Origin of the sequence: Enterococcus sp. AZ095b (assembly GCF_051714725.1) — a bacterium.
Classification (GTDB): domain Bacteria; phylum Bacillota; class Bacilli; order Lactobacillales; family Enterococcaceae; genus Enterococcus_B; species Enterococcus_B pernyi.
On record NZ_JBIOSL010000003.1, the window covers coordinates 25,085 to 42,497 of the forward strand.

Here is a 17,413-nt window from a genome sequence, read left to right on the forward strand (position 1 = left end):
TACCTTAAAAAATAGAGCGAATAATGTTAAATTCTAAAGACAGGAGACAAGGATGCTAAAAACCCAACTATATAGAAAATTATAGTTTTCTATATAGTTGGGTTTGAATTATAGCTATTTGTAATTTACTACAATTTTTTCGCTATAGCAGCTAATAACACTATAAAGACACATACAGCAACTCCTTAAATGGATTTCGTATGTGTCTTTATAGTGTTAATTACTTCATATTTTAGTTGATCAAAATCCTTATCATATGTAGCAATATATACCACTAAATTTACAGCATCTTTTTGATCAATAGCTAAAAGCTGTCCATTGATTTTCAAAAAGACAAAAGTAGCTAAGAAAGCAGTACGTTTATTTGCATTGTGAAAAGGATGTTTCTTTATCAATTGTACAAGTAGGATAGCTGCTTTTTCATAAATCGAAGGATAAACCTCTTCACCAAAAGCTGAGGCTTGAAGTTGCCCTACACACATTTCTAAAGTATTTACGTCCTTTACGCCAATGGGTTCATTAGGAGAGTATTTTTTTATTTGGATCACATTCATTTTTATAATATCTTTAGCTTCCAGGTAATAAATACTCATTTATCGACAAGCTCTATAAAAGTAGTATCATATTCAGTTAATGCTTGAGATATTGCTACATCAATTTCATCAGATAAGGTTTGTTTTTTTATAATTGCTGCTCGAAGTTTTTCTTCATCTAAAAAAACCGTATCTCCAGGATTTAACCCATTTTCTTTAAGAAACTCCTTTGAAATAGTTAATACTACTGAGTTCCCCACTTCTCTGAATTTTCTTTCTTTGATTGTCATAGTCTTCTCCCCTTTCCATATGTATATACAGTATATACGCTTATTGATTTTAAATCAATTGTAGTCTCTCTCATGTCTAACTATAAAGAAAGATTTATCTTTCTTTATAGTTAGTGATACAAAACTTTTTTTAAAAAAGGTTCTTTATTTATTGACATATCTCGTTTAAATTGGTATAGTCCAATTACAAAGGGCTTCCCTCCCCTATTTGTAAGGAAAGGTGGATTTTAATGAATTATAAAGATACGTATAATAAAATTGATAAATTATTAAGTCATATGCCAAATTATATAAAAGACTTTGTTCAAGCTCGTGATGACCAAGATCAGTCCCCACAAACTACACTGGAATATTTGAAAAATTATAAACTATTTTTTCAATGGTTAATTAGCGAAGCTGTTATAGCAGATACTTCTATTCATTCATTGAGAGAATTGACTCCTTATGAATTAAATTTATATAAATCACATCTAAAACGACGCTCCAAAGAGAATATAAAAAAAGTATCTACGAAATACTATTTGCAAGATAGCAATAATTTAGGATTATCTGTTGCAACCATCAACAGACATATTACTGCTTTGAAGGTTTTATTCAAGTATCTCTCTTCTAGTTCAAATAATCCTAATGGTGTGCCCTATCTAATTACTAATCCTATGGAACAAGTTGTGACAATAGCAGACAGAACGACACTTGCAGCTCGAGCAAATGCAATTGAAAAACAACTATTTTTAGATGAAGATACTCAAAATTACTTAGATTACATTGAGTTTGAATACAAGGATTCTTTGAGCGTTAAGGCTCTTCCTTATTACGTACGTGACGTTGAGCGAGATCTTGCTATTAATGCGTTGATCTTAGGTTCTGGATTACGATTGTCTGAAGTAGTAAATATAAATGTGGATGATCTGTCTTTGGATAAGAATAAAGTTATAGTGATTAGAAAAGGAAATAAAAGAGATGCGGTAAATATTGCTGCTTTTGCTATGGAGTATTTAGCAAACTATCTAGCGATTCGTAGTAGCCGTTATAAGGCTACTGATAGTGAGAAAGCCATGTTCTTGACTATTTATAAAGGTGAATCCAAAAGAATGACAGGCATAGCAATTGAGCGTATGGTAGCTAAATATTCAAAGGGATTCAAAGTACAAGTTAGTCCTCATAAGCTGCGCCATACGTTAGCCACAAGGTTATATAAACAAACTAATTCACTTGTTCTTACAGCTCAGCAATTAGGCCATACCAATACTACTACCACGACTTTGTATACGCATATTGATAATGCTGCTACAATTGATGCGTTGAATGCTTTATAAGTAATCGAATAAATTATAAAAATAGTATTGAAGTGGAAATTCAAATAAAAGTATTTATAATAGAAATATAATAGTAATTTATTATGTTACTATTATATTACTATTATATTGCTACTAAGTTGTTTCATGTAAAAATCACCCAGGAAGAATATATTATATGCTACTACCTTAATTGAATTAGTCCTATTATTATCCGTGAAAAAGTTACTACCGGAACTAATAATTATGGTAGCAAATAATATAGATAACTTGCTATCGTCTATTGATTCAATCTAAAGTTGTCTATAAGTTATAATAGTTATTATGTTATCTATAAAATTATATAATAAATTAAGCCCTTAGAGAGTAGAGATTCTCCAAGGGCGTTTTCGTGATTATGAACCGTTACATTTTTCATACCATTGTGCATTCCAATTCTGGCATGTCATTGTTTACATGCTTTTTTGCAAATTCCAATTAAGCCATTCGTTGATTGAGGATCTTTCTATAATTACTTGCATACGATCATGTACTGAAGCTACTGACGTATTTGGTTTGGTCGTCAATATAATTGATTCTGTTTCAAATCCTGATTCAGTTCTATGGATGCGATAAAAGCTACCAACAAATAAAGTACTGTTCTCCTTTCCTTTGAATAAAAATTTTTGCTTGTTGTGATTCCATTCATAAAAACTAGACATTGGAAAAATACAGCGGGATTCTCTAAAAGCTTTCGAGAATATTTTTTTCTCTTTTACTGTTTCTGACCGTGCATTTATCATAAGCTGTCCTTTTTTAATTCCCTCAAAACCCCAACGTATGATACCAGGAATAACTTCAGCCTCTTTTTTGAGTCCTAGGGTCACTACATGATTTGAAGGGAATACTTCATTGGTAGCAAGTCGTATATCTTTGTCAGCTGCTTTTGTTTCCGCTTGATCGTGATACTTTTTAAGTTCATTAGATGCTAAATCAAAAAAATATCGTCCGCACAATAACATTCACCTCCATTAATATGAGTGCTTGCTTAAAACATCCATTATAGATCTATTTCTTTACAAATAAACTTTTTTCACTACTATTTAAGTTTATCTGATTTCTCCTTTCCTAGAAACAGATTAGTCTTCGACAAGTTTGTATTTGACTTACTATTATTTTGGTAACAAAGAGAAAAAAATTGATTAACAAAGCTGAGTAAACATAAACACGTATACGACCATGTTTATCTACAATATTTTTCCTAAAAGTAACATTATATATTTAGTAATATAATAGTAATATATTACTATTATATTACTAATAGAGAAGTGGCTTTTTAACCGCTACTTCTCTTGGTTTTTATCAAAATTTAAAGGATATTTGCTGTAGTCCTTGAGATGTTCATTTACTTCTTCTTCAGTAGCTAAACCTAGTTGGTAAAGATGTTGCCAGATTGCATTATCCATAAAATCTGAAAGAAATCCTTTTGTACCAGGAATTTTTCTCGAATGTCTTTGATCTTTATAAATAAGATCTTCTACACGTCTTAAGGTTTCTGTATCAAATTTCAAAGTTCTAGCGACAAGCTCATTTGCTTGATTTTTTTTGGTTTTACTTAAACCAAATTTATCTGCTGCAACATGAGTAATACCAAGACTTTCATTTTGAGTAGGTAACAGAGTTGTGTTAGTAGAATTCTCTGATATACTTTCAACAATTTCATTTTTTGTTTCTATTTCATTTTCCGAAATGCTATCGATAGTGTCTTCTGGAGTATCTAAATCTTCTAATTCATCGTCAAAAAAAGATTCAAAGTCACCTGAAGGTTTGTTTTTTGGTACTCTAGGCATTATTCGTCACCGTCGCTTTCGATGTAAAATTGTTGAGGGAATTCAAGTACTTTTCCTTCTTTAGAAAGTAGCCCTAAATCATTCATTTCGTTCAATAATTTGTAAAAATTTTGAGCAAACTTATTTTCAGGAGTACTCATAGTTATAGGCATACCATTTCTAACTAACTTGTCAGCAAATGTAATTGATCTTGGTAGTTCAGAATCAAAGTAATGGTAATTGTTTCGATTAGTATATTTCATCATTGCATTAATCATTTTTGCGTGTAAATTTGTATTGTATACTTTATTTGCTAGTACACCACCAATACGTAGTGAAGGATTGTATTTTTCTTTTAATGTATTTACGCGTGATATTAAATGAGTTACTCCGTCAACACCGTTAAGATCTGGCTCGTAAGGCACGATTACCACGTCGGCAATGGATAGTACGGATGATGTCACTTGTTTAAGTTCGGGCGGAGTATCAAAAATAATATAATCATATTTGTCCATTACACCATCAAATTTTCCATCTAAAGCATTAAAATAATTAGCACTTGGATCAATCGTTTTGTTCATCCTCTTTTTAAGGCCAGAAATAGTCATAATTTCAGATAAGTTATCTTTAAATTTTTTTAATAAGGAAATAAACCATTCCAAAATAGTATCACGAAATTCTTCCATCTTATCAAATTCAAGATAATTATTATCTGAATTTGCAGGTAAAACATCGATGTGGTCATCGTATGTATGAACAATCGATTCTTCAACTGTGGCATTTCCCATAAAAACATCGTAAATGGTATTTTGATTTTTTCCAACTTTTACACGAAATGATTTTGTACTATTTCCTTGAGCGTCAGTATCAACTACAAGAATATTTGCTTCAGGAAATGATCTTCTAATAGCTCCTGCTAGATTTAATGTAATCAGAGTTTTACCAACCCCACCTTTGTTTGCAGCTACTGTTAGTGCTACAGCCATATAAATCCCTCCTAAAATCCGAAAGTAATATAATAGTAATATTTATAGTAATATAAAAATAATAAATTGGTCGTAAAATATATTACTTTTTAGTAATATATTTTATTACTTATACAAATGATACCATTATCCATTGTTAAATTCAACAACAACAGTGAACTTTCTAAGTGTTTTGATTTTAATAATATATTATATTACTATTACTATAAGTAATATAATAGTAAGGTAATAGTAATATATTATATTACTATCTAAAATAACCCTGTATTTGTACTGTTTCAGCTACCATCATAGTTAATTTATTTAGTAAAATTGATTGTAAAATAAAAAAGATAATGCTAGAATAAACACTAAGTTAGTGTTGTTGTTTTCAACAATGAGGAGATTGAAGTTATGAAGAAAGAAACAAAAGAATTTAGAAATGAATACGATCGATTTGTATTAAAATTTTTAATACAAAATTACCATATAAGCAGAATTGATTTATCCAAAGCAATTGGCTTAGCGCCAAGTTATGTAAGAGAATTTTATAACGGATCTAGAAGTTTTGGAGAAGAGGCGTTAGATAAATTAGAAACAACAATGTTTAGTTTATATGCTCCGCTTCTAAAAAATCATTCTTTTGAGTTAGAGCAGGTTGATCATTTAATTCAATCGATTGAATCAGAGGAAGAATTGGAGCTATTTAGGTTGAAAGGTGCTAATGTTCTTGATTTTTAAGAAGCTTTAATTAATAACCTACATATTCAACGTTTTAAAAATCAAAATATACACCAATAGTCATGTTCTATTAACAGAAAATCATATTCCTTATTTAGAACCCACTCGTTCAGGTTACGAAAAGGTTGATATGTAGGCATTCTTTCTTATAGCAGATGTTTTTCCATTAAACTCGTTATTTACAGATTTAAGATTTATGAGGTAAGATGAATTAGAAAATTACATAAAAAAAGAGACGGAAAAGTTAATGGATTGGACCCCACTAATTTTTCTGAATCACATGGATCAGACATGTGTTCACGCTCGTCTCAAGAATATGTAAGTAGCTACCAACTACTTATATTTAAATGGATTCGGAACTCAATTCCGATTACCTATATTCTACCAAAAAAAGACGAGCAACTCAACATAAAAACGTTTATTTGATGTGCTTTTTAAGAGTATATTAATCAACATTGATGAGAGAACACATAGTATAGCTGTTTCGGCAGGTATTCGATGTGTTCTCTTTTAATTTGTGGGAAGGACGTAAAGTTGATGTTGATTAATTTATATACAACGCTTTTGAAAAGTGGTATTCGAACATATAAATATCGAAACAGCACCATTAAGCCTATTCAGTATGAAAATACGAGTAGGAATGGTGCTATCTTTGCGTTCCGTACGAAACAATTAATGAATGCTGGACGTGGGATGGTGATCACATCTGAAGAAGCAATTCTTGAAAACGAAAATAAACTTACACATTGGACTCCTAATGTTTATCGATATGGAACGTATGCTGACGAGAATCGCTCAGTAGTTAAGGGACATTCTGAAAACAATTTAAGCCAAATCAATACTTTTGTTGTAGATATCGATACAAAAGTTAATCATGAAGGGGAGATCGTTCTTGCTTGTTTAGATCAGATTGGTTATATGCCAACAATGATTTTAGAGTCTGATCATGGCTATCAAGTGTATTTCGTATTAAGTAGCCCAGCTTACGTAACGAAAAAGAGCAACTTCAAGGTAGTCGAAGTTGCAAAACGTATTTCTACAACGATTCGTAAGCAATTAGCAAAGCAATTACCTGGAATTGATGTGGGCTGTAATCACTTTGGAATTGCACGTTTTCCAAATAAAAAAAATATAGTTTTTTACGAGGAAGCTTATCAATACGCATTTTCAGAATGGTTGAATTGGTCAATGAAAACAGCTTCTAGTCAAAAAACTGAAGCGGAACGAGAAGCTAAAATTGTTGTTTTCCCTGAGAAAAAAGAGTATCGACAAGTGGATGAACCCTGGTTCGATCTATTATTACGTAAAGCAGATATTATCGGTGGAGAGGGCCGTTTAGGTCGAAACAATGTGATTTTCACATTGGCTCTTGCTTATTTCTCTTCGGGATATGCGCTGGAAACATGTGAATACAACATGTTCGAGTTTAATGAGCGACTAAATGAACCTTTGATTGAAGCGGAAGTAAGAAAAATCGTTATGAGCGCTTATTCTGGAATGTACCAGGCAGCAAAACGTGATTTTGTTTTAGAGCTGTGCCAGCAATGGATCTCTGCAGGACTGCAAGAGAAAGATTTGTTTATTCAACGTCGTGGTTGGTGGAAATTTAAAAAGCCAAGAGAACAAAGAAAATATAGTCATAAAAAAGAATGGAAAGAAGATCTATTGGCTTATCTAAGCGAAAAAAGTCATGCTAGTGAGCCTTATTTGAATATGTCTAAAAAAGAGTTGGCTTCAGAACTCATGATGCCCAAGCGAACACTTGATAAGATCTTAACCGAGTTAAGAGAGGAGAATAAGGTTTTCTACAAGATAACACGAGGAAGAAATGGCGGAATGATCATTGCTTCAGTCAAAATGTTGTTCTTGAAGGTCATTCAATTAAGAAAAGAAAACAGATTAGCTTATTCAACAAGGATCACAGAGGTATTTGAATTAAACGGGAGCTTGGTAGAAGAGACATTTAAACAATTATCAGCTACTTTGGCCCCCCTTAAAGAAGTGAATCTTTTTGAATTAGATACAGGGTAAAAAATAAAAGGTGCAAATTGCCTTTTACAATATATCTTTGATACTGTTTCTTTTCTTATGGGAGTTTTATAGTTGTCCGCTACTTGCTTTGTTCTACTAAGAGGGGTACTATTATCGCATGTGCAATAATATATCTTAAAGGAGGACTTACTAACCATGAGTGTCAATACTTATGTTTATCCTTATCCTATCAATGTTTTTATTATCGGTGGCTTAGGGATGACTGTAGAACAATTTTGTGAGATTCATGATTATAGACAGTCTACTGTGGCAAGTTGGGTGACCCGAAATCGTTCTGTAGCAACGTTACCTTGCGATTTTTTGTACTGTTTAAGTTTATCATCAGGGCAGTCTATGGGGAGTGTTTATGATGAACTATTAGCCTTGGAGGATAAGTTTTTAAAAGGATTAAATCCAAAAAAGAAAAAGGAAAATATCGATTAATTTTTGATTGATTTTGAAGAAAAAGGAGGAAAATCTCTTTTTTCTTTTCTTGCTATGTATCATTTACAAATTAGGTGAATAACTTGTATAGTTACTTTTATATTTCTTAAAAATACAAAAGTAATCCAAGTATGTGGAGGTATCAAATGTCAGAGTTTAATTATTATAAGTTAAAAGAAATATATAGGGAAAAATACTATCAAATGCCAAAGATATTTTTTTGCAAATGAAAAATACTTCAAACTCACAAATGATTCAAAAATTGCATATATGATTCTTAAAGATCGTTTTGATTATTCTGTAAAAAATAATTGGGTGGATGAAGAGGATAATATCTATTTTATTTTTACAGTATCTGAGCTTATGGGGTTATTAAGATGTCGTGAAGGAAAAGTTTCTAAAATAAAAAGAGAATTAGAAGAAGTCGGTCTTCTAAAGCAGAAAAAAGGTAGTATCCATGAAGAGAATTGACATATAAAAAGTACTCCTAATCTCTTGTATTTAGGTAAACCGCAAGTAACAACTGAAGACGTATTTCAAATTGTTGAAGAGGAACAAAATCAAGCTACCGTATTTTGGGAAATTGCAAATACAACAAAAATCTATAATAGCAAGGATTCTACCGTAATTGCGAAAATCGCAGACAATTTATTCTAATAATTCTTTAGACACAATATAGACATAGAAAAAGACCAGCTACAAGATCAATTATTGCTAGATAACTTTGGATCAATCATGAAAGACAATAGTATTGCTACATTCGTTCCTGAAAAAGTATTGCTTTTAATAAAAATATTCTCTTCAAATTTTGTTGAAGCTCAAAAAACAGTTAAAGCAATTCACAATGCAAAAGTCAAAGCAGAAAGTGAAACTAGTACGGTAGTTATTTTTGAAGATATAGGGAATTACGGAATCGACGTAGCTAATGAATTATATAAAACAATCCTAAAAGCATATCAAAAGCAAAAAACAGAAAAAGTTGATAATATTCACAACCTTATTTTTGTCTATGTTAAGAACTGGTTTATTGAATATCCGATTGCAGCTAAAAAATTTGCATAATCAACTGAAGGATTACCAGAAGTACCCATGCATAATTGGGTCGAAGGAATTGACTAGAAAAATTTGTATGTCTTAAATCTAGAGGTGTTCCCGCGAAGCTGTAGTGTCTGTTTTGACTGATGATCAATTAAAACCTTTTTTGTCTAATCTATAAAATAGGCTACTTCACCAGGTGTTCCAGAAGTGATTAAATTATTCAGACTGTACAAAGCAATATCAGCAGTAGTTTTAATTTTTTTACCATGATAATCTGTCATGTTTACGATGAATTCTATTTCTTTTTTGTAATTTTGGGCTTTTTGTAGGGCTACTTTTTTGTCGGCTGGAGTTAATTGAAGTTGCTACAGATGAGATTGTACAAGAGGTTCTTCAATCTACGAAAGTGGAGTTTGGACAAGCATTGACCAAATTTATTGAGAAAGAGACGAAGAAAATCAACCAAGAGATCCAACAATTAGATAAGCGTCATTTGATCGAGGAATCAGTTACGAAGCGTTTACAAGCAAGGAAACAAGAAGAATTAGCTAATTTAGAAAATCAGTTGATCAATCAAAAGCAGCAACAAGTACAAGAAGAAAAATTGCGACACCAGCAAGCGTTACAGAATATAGAAAAGTCCTTTACCACACAGCTTGAAGGAGAAACTGAAGCAATTCAAAATAGCTATAAAGAAACGGTTGATCAGACAATCAAAAAAGAGTATGAACAACAAACGGAGCAACTGTCTCGTGTATTACAAGGGAAAATGGATGAACTAAAACTTCGGCAACATACGGTAAATACAGGTTTAGAAGAAAGGCGATTGAGATTACAGGCTTAAACGGATAAAGAAGAGAAATTTCACCTTAGATTTTTGGCGAAAAATGAAGAAAATCGCTGGAGAAACACTATCTGGAACAAACGTTTATTTATAGAGGTGAGGTAGTGTCCATATAGTTTTTTTTTTGATCTCGTGTTATAATGCAAATGAAAAGAGGAGTTGCGCAAACAACTCCCCTTAGGATAGCACCGTTTAAGTCGGTGGCATAGTTGAATCAGTTACAAAGAATAACCGTTAAACTGGCCAAAGTTTATGATACGGTTATTTTTTGTCGTTTTTGTTGTTGCTGATTGCAAGGACCAATGTTGCGAAAGCTAACGCAAACATTAGTGCTTCATAAACAGACACGCTTATTCCTTTCTAGGGATAAAGCCGAAAAACAACATAGGCGTCACCCCATTTCTTTTGGGATTAGCCACCGCATAAACTTTACTATCTAATTCGCATTATATCATAAGCACCAGTCTCAAATCAGTTGATGCTTCTTTATCAACGTGCAGAAGCAGTTGAATCAAAAGAAGTCCATGATTGGATTCGAGAAAATAGGACGTTGAAGAATAATGCGGAACCTGTCTTTCTATTTGGAGGAAACCAACAAAAAGTGAATAGTGAAACTGGGGAGATCCTAAAAGAAAAACAAACGCAGCTTACACAAATCACTCATGCCCCAATCGTTCCATATTTTGAAAAAACGGAAACGCAAGGAAAAGAAGAAACTAAAAAAATAGAAACGAGTCCGAAAGAAGTTTTCGCTATCTTGGAAAAGATTGCGAATCGTACAATTGTTTTTGAAGAAAGAGAAGAATCAGTCCTTGAAGATCATACCATTCGAATAAAAGCGAATCAGGGAGAAGAACAAACACTTGCTGATTTGATTGTTTGCCTTTTAGAAAAAGAGAAACAATCGTCAGAAGAGATTATTCGATTTGAAAATGAAAGTATCGCCTCTATTGTGATGACTGTTTTTTGTTTTAAACCTTTGCCTCTTAATTTGAGTTTGTTAACTCAGTTACGATCGATGAATAACGGAAAAGTGAAATTGCAACAATTATTTACTGACTTGATTGTTCGAAGCGATAATTTTTTACAAAAGATTGCTGCGCATATGTACGAAAAAGAAATTGAGCAATTTCGACCAACATTGGAAGAAGAAATCAAACGTGCGCGAGAACTCCAAAGTCGAGCAATGGACAATGTCGCAACAGACAAGGCGAATAAAAAAGAAGAACGATCTGAGGAAGATTATAATTTAGCGGATACTTTAGAAAAATTAAAAGGCAATTCAGAAAGTAGCGAAGATGATAAAACTGATTAAAAAGCGACCTTTGTGTCTGTATTATCTTTGGAAAGTTTGTCAGCGATTTGAACGAGACGAATCTCAAGAACTTATTCTTCCACCAGTAAAAGCAGTGATTGGTCAGTTGCAATCAGAAAGACGAAACTTAGAAAAAGTGGAGAAAGAATCAATCGCTATTCACATTTCTAGCATTGCTTTGTTAGAGGAAATACTAAAAAACGAATCTGAACAATCATTCAGAAAGCTCATTTCAGATCTCGAAGAATTCGGAAAAGGTCATTGATGTAATGAAAGAAAATGGGGTTTGGGGCATGCCCCAAGTTTAAAACCAAAAAAGAGGAAACTCGTAAATCTTAGATTTTCGTGATTCCCTTCTTTTTTGGTTTTTCGTGAGGTGGTACCACCTCGCTATGCTTGCCACTGTCGAAACTCCGCCCAGGAGGGGCGGAAGATTTTGGTTCGGGAGTGGGCAAGGCATAGCCTTGCGAAGCATTAAGTGATTATCGTAGGAGAGATTCAAATGGATAAAAAAAACTTGTTCCGTAATGAAATAGTAAAAGTATATGTTACTGAAGAAGAAAAGCAGCGAATTAAGAAAAATATGAACTTAGCGAGAATAGGAACAATGACTAATTATATTCGTCTAATGGCCCTTAACGGATGGGTAATCAATATAGATTTTACAGATTTGAAGGAAGCTTTAGGTGAAACGGGGCAATATGTTTCTGAGTTGAATATGATTGGCAATAATATCAACCAGATTGCCCATAAATTAAATCAGACCGATCTGGTAGAAAAAGAAGATATCCAATATCTCGTTTCAGAGTTCGCGAAAATGCAAAATAACTATGTACGTTCACAAGACATTTTGCTACAAGAAATTCAGAAGCTAACGAGGAGGGAGTGAAGTGCCAACGACTAAAACGCTCACGATTAAGCAAGAAAGATATCTAAAAGAAGCGATAAGATACATTCTAGATCCAGAAAAAACAAAAAACCAAACTTTAACGAGTGGTCATAAAGTTAACGCCGTGAACAATGCTTTTTTTGAAATGAACTTAACAAGAACATTGGCTCAAAGAGTCCGTGGAAAAATGAATAAAAAAAAGACTGAGGAAGTAATTGCAAGACATATTGTTCAATCGTTCGATCCTGAAGACAATCTCACACCTGAAGAAGTTCATGAAATTGGGAGACAAACTGCGCTCGAGTTCTTAGGTGAAAATTATGAATTTGTCATTGCGACCCATGTAGATAAAGAACATTTGCATAACCATATTATTTTTAATACAACCTCAAGTGTCGATTTAACGAAGTTCCGCTGGCAACGAGGAACAGCGGCTCATTTAAGAAATTACTCCGATAAGGTAGCGGACTATCACGGCGCAATGATCCTCGATACGCCTAAAAGAAACTCACATAAAAAGTATCAAGAATATCGAAGAAAGAATGCGTATCGAGTTGAATTAAAAGAACGGTTAAATTTTTTGCTTACCCATAGTACAAGCTGGGATGATTTTTTAGTGAAGGCAAGGCTTCTAAATATTGATGTTGATCCTAATCATAATTCAGAAGAATATGGGAAAGTGATCAACTACAAATTATTGGATCTGCCACAACAACGTCCAGCTCGTGATTATACGATAAATAAAAAACAACGAATCTACAATGAAGAAAATATTATCGAGCGGGTAAGTAAAAATAAACCGGAAGCGGTTTTCAATGCAATGGATATTGCAAAAAAATATGTAGAACAAAAAGCAGAAAAAGAATCTTTCCCCGATCTAACCTTTGTCATTGAACCCTGGCAAATACAAAGAGACACGATGACAGGGATCTATGTGAAGATTGCCTATGGCCGGTATGAAACAGGTGTGGTCAAAGTTCCTGATTACATGTTAGAGAAATTGGAAGACGGACGTTACGAGGCGCATTTTAATTATAAAGATATTTTTTATTTTTGGAGTGATGAAAAAGGACAAAAAAATAAATTTGTAAAGGGAGCCTCTTTAGCAAATTATCTTTCTGGAGAAAGCGGACTGTTTCCAAAACGAAAAAATTCTGCTATTCAAAATGTCCGAGAAATGGTTACAGCTTTAAATATTTTGTCAACTAGTCAAGTAAGCAGCGATCAACTACCACATGTTTTAGGGAAGGACTTTTATGATAATTATGAAATTGTGCAAGCAGCAAGAGCAACTTTGGACGACAAGTTATTTCGAGCGAATGAAAAACTAAAGTATGATCCCTCCAATCTTGAACAAATAGAAAAAGTAAAATCCTTACATGGAGAGAAAAAAGAACTGGAAAAACAAGTAAAGTTGCTTGAGAAACAATTAAAAACTTACGATGCCGCCTTGGGTATTTTGACAGAAAAGGCAGTATACGATTCGGTTGATCTTGATAAATAGACACGAAAAAACTTTACTGTCAACCGATTGAAGAGCGCAATGTGGCCCAAGATCTTTCTACTTTTCGAGTAAAATCTGAACTTCGATCAACGGAAAAAGACAATGAGCCAGAGCTGTGAAGGAAAAATCATGGTACAACTGATAATAAAAATAATGATAACATAAAAGCATTGCCTACTCATTTTTGAGAGGTAATGCTTTTTGTATTATGGAGGGACGAATGGAACTTTTTGATGTGGCCAAATATCAATTGCCCAAGGATGTGGATATAGAATGGGAAACCACCAAAGAAAAATTCAGTATATTTCTATCAGAGTATAAAAATTTACGAGAAAAAGTTGGGATTCCAGCTACTCCGAGGATTCAAGAAACATATTCGATGATACACAGAGAAAATGTTTCACCAGAAGTAATTAATGATCCAATGTATAAAGAGTTTGAGTATTTACACAGACTATTTATAAAAGGGTATCTCTCAATCAATCACCCTTATAAGCCTGAAATTACTGACCGAAGAAGGAAAATATTTTTACTTCGATATTTTTATGGCTTATCAATATCATTAGTCAGCGAGCGAGTTCATTATCAGAAGAATATTATTTTGATTGACTCAAAAAAATCGCTCATTCAGTTTACGTCTGCAATTCAATTACTGGATCAAAAGCGAGGGTAGTCCTAAAGCAGAAACAAAAATCTAAACATTTCTGAGACTTTTGAATGCCCTTCTTTCACCCGCTCTTTTATTATTCTTATCTTACAAGCTTGAATACGAGAACACAGCTGTGGGAAAGAATATTGAATGAAACAATCGAAACAACAAACTTTTATTGATTTATTTGCGGGTGTAGGCGGTTTTCGGATGGGAATGGAAAAAGCAGGACATAAATGTGTCGGCTTTTGTGAAATTGATAAATATGCTAGACAGAGTTATAAAGCGATCTTTAATACTGAAAATGAGGTGGAAATGCATGATATTACGAGGATCTCAGACGACACTATTCGAGGATTCGGACGTGTGGACATTATCACAGGAGGATTTCCTTGCGTGCGATGCGTTCCTAATTGAAAAGATTAGGCACTGAATTATTTAAGAACGCAAATGTGTTCAGTTCAGTAGAACTGATGATTCAAATGGTGGAATGAAGGGCTAACAACCTGAAACGCCTACCCTGAGGTTACGCTGTGCAAAATTATGGGTAATCATAGTGATGTACAAAGCGCGTTAAAGTCGGCAGAGAGTTGCCCAAACAAAGGAAAAAATTATTTTCAGATGTGGAAAGTTGTCCAGAGGTGGATGACGCAACCTATATGCCGGGGGTCTAAAAACTATCTATGGTTAGTATGTAATGACAATTACTAAGCGAATGTCCGTATGTACGGGTCTAGAGAATGCAGGTAATAGAAATGTTATCACCATTATTTGTGGGGTGTGTGAGGTCTAGTAAAATTGCATGGTATGAAAAACCTTGTAACGTTAAAGGCGTTACCAAGCACACAGGCTCAGAGGGCAAACCTAAGGATAGAAATCTATAGATTGAATCATTGGAACGCAGTAAGTTCAGGACGCGGAGTGATTACACACGATGAAGCGGTAATAGGGAAAACAAACTTGTATAACCTAATTTTATCTGAAGGAAAGCGGAGCCACAGTACCGATGAAATCATGGAAACATGATGGAGGGATAGGCTCTAGTCGACAGTCTTAAATAAACAATTCAATACACATATCTTCAAAGGTTCGAGTACGACTAAGAAAGGCAAAGTATTCTGAAAAGGAGAACTGCCGACTTTGACAACTGAGAAAACAACTAAAAAGCAAAAACTAAGAAATGCTGAGTATTATGATTTTCAGATGAACCAAGACGAACTTTATAGACAGAGTAAAGATGGGAAAATATTTAAACATTTAGTGGATATTATCTCGTCTGAGCAAAATATAAAATTAGCCTTTCGAAACATTAAGAAAAACAGAGGAAGTCATACAGCTGGTGTTGATAATAAAAATATCGAGGATCTTGCCAAATGGCAAGATGAGGCACTAATCAAGCATGTGAAACGTAAGTTTCAATGGTACGAACCTCAAGCTGTACGTAGGGTTCAAATACCAAAGTCAAATGATTCGACTAAAACGAGACCATTAGGAATCCCTACAATTATGGATAGACTTATCCAACAATGTATTCTTCAAATCCTGGAGCCGATATGTGAGGCTAAATTTTATAATAAAAATAATGGATTCCGACCCAATCGCAGTTGCGAACATGCTTTAGCTCAGGCTGAAAAAAATATGCAGCTGTCCAAATTACACTTCGTTGTAGATATTGACATCAAAGGATTCTTTGACAATGTGAATCATGGGAAGCTATTAAAACAGTTGTGGACGATAGGGATTCGAGATAAAAAGCTCATTAGTATACTCTCAGCCATGTTAAAAGCAGAAATAGCTGATATAGGTTTTCCTGAAAAAGGCTCTCCACAGGGCTCCATCATTTCACCACTGTTGTCGAATGTGGTTTTAAATGAACTAGATTGGTGGATTTCAAGCCAATGGGAAACAATCCCAACACGAAAAGAGTTTAAACAGCATAAGGGGCACTCAGGTGGACGTCTCCAAGCACTTAAAAAGACGAATCTTAAAGAATGTCGGTTAGTACGTTACGCTGATGATTTTAAAATCTTTTGTCGTAAGAAAAAAGATGCGGAGAAAATCTTTATTTCTACAGAGAAATGGTTGAAAGATAGATTGGGTCTATCTATCAGTCCTGAGAAATCTAAAATTGTGAATCTTAAGAAAGAATACTCTGAGTTTTTAGGATTTAAATTGAAGGTTACTAGGAAAGGGAAATATTCTAATGGGAAACCACGTTTTGTAGTGAGGTCTCATCTATCAGACAAGTCTGTGAAGAAGATTCATATTAACGCAAAGCGTCGAATCAGTGACCTGCAGAAGCCCTCTGACAAACAAGAGAGTTACAAAGCAGTACAAAATTATAACTCGTTTGTCTTAGGTGTTCATAATTATTACTCAATGGCAACACATGCTAGCTTGGATTTTGCAAAAATAGCCTTTCCTATCGGAAAGATCCTAAAAGGAAGATTACAAGGGAACATATCAAAAGAAAGAGGAATTTGTAGCGAAATTATTAGAAAGAGATACGGAAAGAGCAAGCAATTAGCTTATGTTTATGGATTTGCGTTAATTCCTATTAGCTATGTCCAACACAAAACCCCACTGGATAAAAAACTAGAAATTAATCAGTATACTCCAAAGGGACGGATGTTAATTCATAAGCAACTAGGACAAACGATTAATCCTGATCTATTAAAATACCTTATGCTAAATCCAATCAAAGGAAAAAGTATCGAGTATAACGATAACCGCCTGTCACTTTTCTGTGCACAGAAAGGAAAATGTGCGATTACAAGTAGCGAGCTAACAATTGGTAACATGCACTGTCACCACAAATTGCCTCTAAAATTAGGTGGGAATGATGGATACAATAATCTGGTTTTTGTGACAATTGACTCTCATAAGCTGATCCATACTTCAAATCCTGTTCTAATTTCTGAATTGCTACAAAACTTAAATCTCTCAGCTACGCAACTAGGAAAAATTAATGTGTTGCGAAAGCAGATAAAACTTCCGATTATTGAATAAATTTCAAAGTTGAAAATGTGTATATGAATTTAAGGAAAGACCGTCGATGGAAAGCCGT

16 protein-coding genes and 2 pseudogenes are annotated in these 17,413 nt (G+C 33.6%); 13 read left to right on the plus strand and 5 right to left on the minus strand.

Going from position 1 to position 17,413, the window contains the following annotated elements:
* Positions 1-185: 185 nt before the first annotated feature.
* Together IGJ99_RS14695 and IGJ99_RS14700 are read right to left on the minus strand one after the other, a co-directional pair.
* Positions 186-593, minus strand: a complete 408-nt coding sequence (locus IGJ99_RS14695; protein WP_438770951.1) for a type II toxin-antitoxin system death-on-curing family toxin — start codon at positions 591-593, stop codon at positions 186-188.
* Positions 590-823 (minus strand): addiction module antitoxin, encoded by a 234-nt coding sequence (locus tag IGJ99_RS14700; protein WP_074801902.1) that lies wholly within the window; start codon positions 821-823, stop codon positions 590-592. Before IGJ99_RS14700 ends, IGJ99_RS14695 begins: the two co-directional genes overlap by 4 nt.
* 230 nt (positions 824-1,053) lie before the next feature.
* Here IGJ99_RS14700 and xerS point away from each other — a divergent pair, with 230 nt between their 5' ends.
* Positions 1,054-2,139, plus strand: a complete 1,086-nt coding sequence (gene xerS, locus IGJ99_RS14705; RefSeq protein WP_074801905.1) for a tyrosine recombinase XerS — start codon at positions 1,054-1,056, stop codon at positions 2,137-2,139.
* A 431-nt stretch (positions 2,140-2,570) separates the two neighbouring features.
* On the opposite strand, the gene IGJ99_RS14710 is transcribed toward xerS, so the two are convergent.
* The 3 genes from IGJ99_RS14710 to IGJ99_RS14720 all read right to left on the minus strand — a co-directional run bounded on the left by IGJ99_RS14710 (position 2,571) and on the right by IGJ99_RS14720 (position 4,912).
* Entirely contained in the window at positions 2,571-3,113 is a 543-nt protein-coding gene (locus IGJ99_RS14710) for an SOS response-associated peptidase (RefSeq protein ID WP_371740712.1), read from the minus strand.
* Between the two features lie 327 nt (positions 3,114-3,440).
* On the minus strand, positions 3,441-3,947 hold the full coding sequence (locus IGJ99_RS14715) for a hypothetical protein (RefSeq protein WP_074801908.1): 507 nt from the start codon (positions 3,945-3,947) through the stop codon (positions 3,441-3,443).
* Positions 3,947-4,912 (minus strand): ParA family protein, encoded by a 966-nt coding sequence (locus tag IGJ99_RS14720; RefSeq protein ID WP_074801911.1) that lies wholly within the window; start codon positions 4,910-4,912, stop codon positions 3,947-3,949. The genes IGJ99_RS14715 and IGJ99_RS14720 overlap by 1 nt, the downstream gene beginning before the upstream one ends.
* Positions 4,913-5,305: 393 nt before the next feature.
* On the opposite strand from IGJ99_RS14720, the gene IGJ99_RS14725 reads away from it, so the two are divergent.
* From IGJ99_RS14725 to ltrA, 12 genes and pseudogenes are all read left to right on the plus strand, one after another.
* On the plus strand, positions 5,306-5,632 hold the full coding sequence (locus tag IGJ99_RS14725; RefSeq protein ID WP_071867349.1) for a helix-turn-helix transcriptional regulator: 327 nt from the start codon (positions 5,306-5,308) through the stop codon (positions 5,630-5,632).
* A 537-nt stretch (positions 5,633-6,169) separates the two neighbouring features.
* Positions 6,170-7,663 (plus strand): primase C-terminal domain-containing protein, encoded by a 1,494-nt coding sequence (locus IGJ99_RS14730; protein WP_438770952.1) that lies wholly within the window; start codon positions 6,170-6,172, stop codon positions 7,661-7,663.
* A gap of 156 nt (positions 7,664-7,819) precedes the next feature.
* Positions 7,820-8,107: a type III secretion system protein PrgN gene (locus IGJ99_RS14735; RefSeq protein ID WP_074801917.1), complete on the plus strand. Its 288-nt coding sequence runs from the start codon at positions 7,820-7,822 to the stop codon at positions 8,105-8,107.
* Positions 8,108-8,253: 146 nt separating this feature from the next.
* A pseudogene (locus IGJ99_RS14740) lies at positions 8,254-9,169 on the plus strand (replication initiator protein A).
* A gap of 382 nt (positions 9,170-9,551) precedes the next feature.
* On the plus strand, positions 9,552-9,989 hold the full coding sequence (locus tag IGJ99_RS14745) for a hypothetical protein (protein WP_438770953.1): 438 nt from the start codon (positions 9,552-9,554) through the stop codon (positions 9,987-9,989).
* 478 nt (positions 9,990-10,467) lie between these two features.
* Complete coding sequence (locus IGJ99_RS14750; RefSeq protein ID WP_438770954.1) at positions 10,468-11,304, plus strand: hypothetical protein; 837 nt, start codon at positions 10,468-10,470, stop codon at positions 11,302-11,304.
* Positions 11,288-11,569: a hypothetical protein gene (locus IGJ99_RS14755; RefSeq protein ID WP_438770955.1), complete on the plus strand. Its 282-nt coding sequence runs from the start codon at positions 11,288-11,290 to the stop codon at positions 11,567-11,569. The genes IGJ99_RS14750 and IGJ99_RS14755 overlap by 17 nt, the downstream gene beginning before the upstream one ends.
* A gap of 237 nt (positions 11,570-11,806) precedes the next feature.
* Complete coding sequence (locus IGJ99_RS14760; RefSeq protein ID WP_086335715.1) at positions 11,807-12,193, plus strand: plasmid mobilization protein; 387 nt, start codon at positions 11,807-11,809, stop codon at positions 12,191-12,193.
* Between the two features lies 1 nt (position 12,194).
* Positions 12,195-13,697 carry a relaxase/mobilization nuclease domain-containing protein gene (locus IGJ99_RS14765; RefSeq protein ID WP_438770956.1) on the plus strand — a complete coding sequence of 501 codons (1,503 nt, stop codon included), beginning with the start codon at positions 12,195-12,197 and terminating at the stop codon, positions 13,695-13,697.
* A gap of 220 nt (positions 13,698-13,917) precedes the next feature.
* On the plus strand, positions 13,918-14,370 hold the full coding sequence (locus IGJ99_RS14770) for a hypothetical protein (protein ID WP_066025978.1): 453 nt from the start codon (positions 13,918-13,920) through the stop codon (positions 14,368-14,370).
* 126 nt (positions 14,371-14,496) lie between these two features.
* A pseudogene (locus IGJ99_RS14775) lies at positions 14,497-14,742 on the plus strand (DNA cytosine methyltransferase); the annotation flags it as partial.
* A gap of 735 nt (positions 14,743-15,477) precedes the next feature.
* A complete protein-coding gene (gene ltrA, locus IGJ99_RS14780; RefSeq protein ID WP_438770959.1) occupies positions 15,478-17,355 on the plus strand; it encodes a group II intron reverse transcriptase/maturase in 1,878 nt (625 codons plus the stop codon).
* Positions 17,356-17,413: the final 58 nt, after the last annotated feature.

Bases quoted from the DNA above. Each gene is read 5' to 3' on its own strand.
- IGJ99_RS14700 (WP_074801902.1), bottom strand. From the start codon at position 823: ATGACAATCAAAGAAAGAAAATTCAGAGAAGTGGGGAACTCAGTAGTA.
- IGJ99_RS14715 (WP_074801908.1), bottom strand. From the start codon at position 3,947: ATGCCTAGAGTACCAAAAAACAAACCTTCAGGTGACTTTGAATCTTTT.
- IGJ99_RS14735 (WP_074801917.1), top strand. From the start codon at position 7,820: ATGAGTGTCAATACTTATGTTTATCCTTATCCTATCAATGTTTTTATT.
- IGJ99_RS14760 (WP_086335715.1), top strand. From the start codon at position 11,807: ATGGATAAAAAAAACTTGTTCCGTAATGAAATAGTAAAAGTATATGTT.
- xerS (WP_074801905.1), top strand. From the start codon at position 1,054: ATGAATTATAAAGATACGTATAATAAAATTGATAAATTATTAAGTCAT.
- IGJ99_RS14720 (WP_074801911.1), bottom strand. From the start codon at position 4,912: ATGGCTGTAGCACTAACAGTAGCTGCAAACAAAGGTGGGGTTGGTAAA.
- IGJ99_RS14695 (WP_438770951.1), bottom strand. From the start codon at position 593: ATGAGTATTTATTACCTGGAAGCTAAAGATATTATAAAAATGAATGTG.
- IGJ99_RS14750 (WP_438770954.1), top strand. From the start codon at position 10,468: ATGCTTCTTTATCAACGTGCAGAAGCAGTTGAATCAAAAGAAGTCCAT.
- IGJ99_RS14755 (WP_438770955.1), top strand. From the start codon at position 11,288: ATGATAAAACTGATTAAAAAGCGACCTTTGTGTCTGTATTATCTTTGG.
- IGJ99_RS14725 (WP_071867349.1), top strand. From the start codon at position 5,306: ATGAAGAAAGAAACAAAAGAATTTAGAAATGAATACGATCGATTTGTA.
- IGJ99_RS14730 (WP_438770952.1), top strand. From the start codon at position 6,170: ATGTTGATTAATTTATATACAACGCTTTTGAAAAGTGGTATTCGAACA.
- IGJ99_RS14770 (WP_066025978.1), top strand. From the start codon at position 13,918: ATGGAACTTTTTGATGTGGCCAAATATCAATTGCCCAAGGATGTGGAT.